Source organism: Streptomyces alkaliphilus (genome assembly GCF_014141535.1).
Classification (GTDB): Bacteria; Actinomycetota; Actinomycetes; order Streptomycetales; family Streptomycetaceae; genus Streptomyces; species Streptomyces alkaliphilus.
Window position 1 is genome coordinate 1 of record NZ_VKHT01000901.1, and the last position, 2,048, is coordinate 2,048.

3 protein-coding genes are annotated in these 2,048 nt (G+C 78.3%); all 3 read right to left on the reverse strand.

Annotated features, from left to right (window positions below):
- On the reverse strand, positions 1-576 hold a 576-nt coding region (locus FNQ90_RS20955), incomplete at its 3' end, for an aminoglycoside phosphotransferase family protein (RefSeq protein WP_228471445.1).
- A gap of 4 nt (positions 577-580) precedes the next feature.
- Positions 581-1,150, reverse strand: coding sequence for a DUF4439 domain-containing protein (locus FNQ90_RS20960; protein WP_182607780.1), 570 nt, complete (start codon positions 1,148-1,150; stop codon positions 581-583).
- A 117-nt stretch (positions 1,151-1,267) separates the two neighbouring features.
- Entirely contained in the window at positions 1,268-1,813 is a 546-nt protein-coding gene (locus FNQ90_RS20965) for a hypothetical protein (RefSeq protein WP_182607781.1), read from the reverse strand.
- Between the last annotated feature and the right edge of the window lie 235 nt (positions 1,814-2,048).

The window sequence follows — 2,048 nt, forward strand, 5'->3', positions numbered from 1 at the left end:
CGCGTCCCCGACGTCCGGTTCGTCGGACACGGCCTCCCCGGACACGGCGGGCTTCGGGGAGACCATCCGGCGCAGGAACCGGGCACCCTCCGCGGAACGCTCCGCCACGCTCGGGAAGGGATGCCCGGGCTCCGGCTCCACCCACAGTCGGCGGCCCACCGACACGGTCTCCAGCACGGCCTTGGCCTCGGGCAACGAGCGCAGGGTCACGGCCGGCCGCAACCGTTCCAGCAGCAGCGCACCCGCCTCCGGGTCGCAGCGCCGGGAGCGCACCGCGCCCCGCCCGTCCCACATCCGCAGCGCGGCGTGTTCCACCCCGGCCCGCTCGGGCCGGCCGCACAGCTTCAACACCCCCGGGGTGCCGTCGCAGGCACGTACCAGCACCACCATGGAGGTCCGGCCACCGGGCACCACGACCCGCTCCGGGATCAGCCCCCACCGCTCGGCCAGGAGGTCCACCACCCCGGGGAATTCGGCGGCGCGGCGCCGCAGCGCGAGCCGGGTGGAGCGCGCCAGGTGCGCGGGCGGCTCCCACCGGCCGGCGGGCGGATCGGAGGGGGAGACGGGGAGGGACATGGGATCAGTCCTGCCCGAAACCGGCTCCCGGTACCGTCGCCACGCCCGCCGGTGGACGGGCCTGCGCCGTGTGGTTGCCGTCGCCGTCACCCTCCGGCCGCCCGGCGGGGTCGCCGGGAACCGCGTACTCGGCGACACCGGGGAAGGCGACCGCCCGGCCGTGCCAGCGCGCCGCCAGTACGGCGGCCTCGCGCAGGGCGATCGCGGCCTCCCGCCGCGCGTCGCCCCCGGAGGCCCGCACCAGGTCCGCGTACACGGCCGCCACCTTGGTCTCCAACTCGGCCGCCAGCGCCAGCGCGGATGAGTCGTCGGTCACCTCGAAGGGCAGCGCGTACCCGGCGGCCGCCGCCGGGGGGTCGCCGCCCAGGTCGCGGATGCGCCGGGCCAGGGCGTCCCGCCGGGCGCGGTGCCCGCTCCACGCCTGCCTCAGGTCACCGGCCGCCCCACCGTCCCCGGCGGCCGCCCCCGCCACGCCGTAGCCGTAGACGGCGGCGTGCTCGGCGGCCAGTGCCGCCCGGGTCGCGCTCAGTTCCGCGTTCGGATCCATGCCGTCCGTTCCCATCCGCCGTGCCATGCCGTGTCCTCCCCCGTCCGCCGGGCGTCGTTCGGCGCGTCCTCCGCCGCTCCGCCCGTTCCCCCTCCGGCCCGTCGCGTCCCCGGGCCGGGCCCCCGTCGCGGGGGACGCCCGTGCTCATCCGCGGGCCCCGGTGAGCAGGTAGCTCCGGGCGGCGCCGGCCGCGGAGAGCGAGGCGAGGAGCCGGGCCGTCTCGGCCGGGGCCGCGTCGAGAGCGCGCAGGCGGGCCTCGGAAACCCGCTGCTCCTCGGTGGCCAGGGCCGCCAGCGCGGCGTCCGGCTCGTCGGGCACCCCACTGTCCGGGGGGCCCGGGTTGTCCGGGTTGTTCGGTGCTGTTCTCCCGGCGTCCTCCGCCTCCCCGGCCCCGGGCGGCGCGGGCTCCTCGGGGACCCCCGGGCCGTCCAGGTCGGCCGCGGCCGCGGAGCGCAGCGGACCCAACAGGCCGGCCAGGGAGGGATGGGCCGTCACGGTGGCGTTGTAGCGCCCGACGAGCCCGGCGCTCTGCCGGCTGACCGTGGTGGCGAGGCTGTTTCCGGCCCGTTCGGTCGGCGGCGGTGCCGCCGGGGCGGCCTGCCCGCCGGTCGAACAGCCGGGAAGGGTGATCCCCAGGACAATCGCCCCGGCGCTGCCGAGCAGCGCCCGTCTGGGCAACTCGATGGGCACGATGCGCCGCACTCCCCGTGGTCCGATTCGCGTCGGTCGTGTGCATCCCGGTGGGTCGTACGGATCGGGTGAACCGTGCGGTCCGGGTCGCGGAGCCCACCGGGCCCGGGCGCACCGGGTACCCCGGGCCGCCGGGCCGCCGTGCGGCCCGGCGGGTGATCCGCGGTTCCGTGAGGGTACCCCTGCGCACCCCTGTTCCCCCGCGCCACCCCGGTACCCGGGTACGGTGCCACCC

What these genes read in the sequence shown, in the direction of transcription:
- FNQ90_RS20960 (WP_182607780.1), bottom strand. Translation starts at nt 1,150, where the DNA reads ATGGCACGGCGGATGGGAACGGACGGCATGGATCCGAACGCGGAACTG.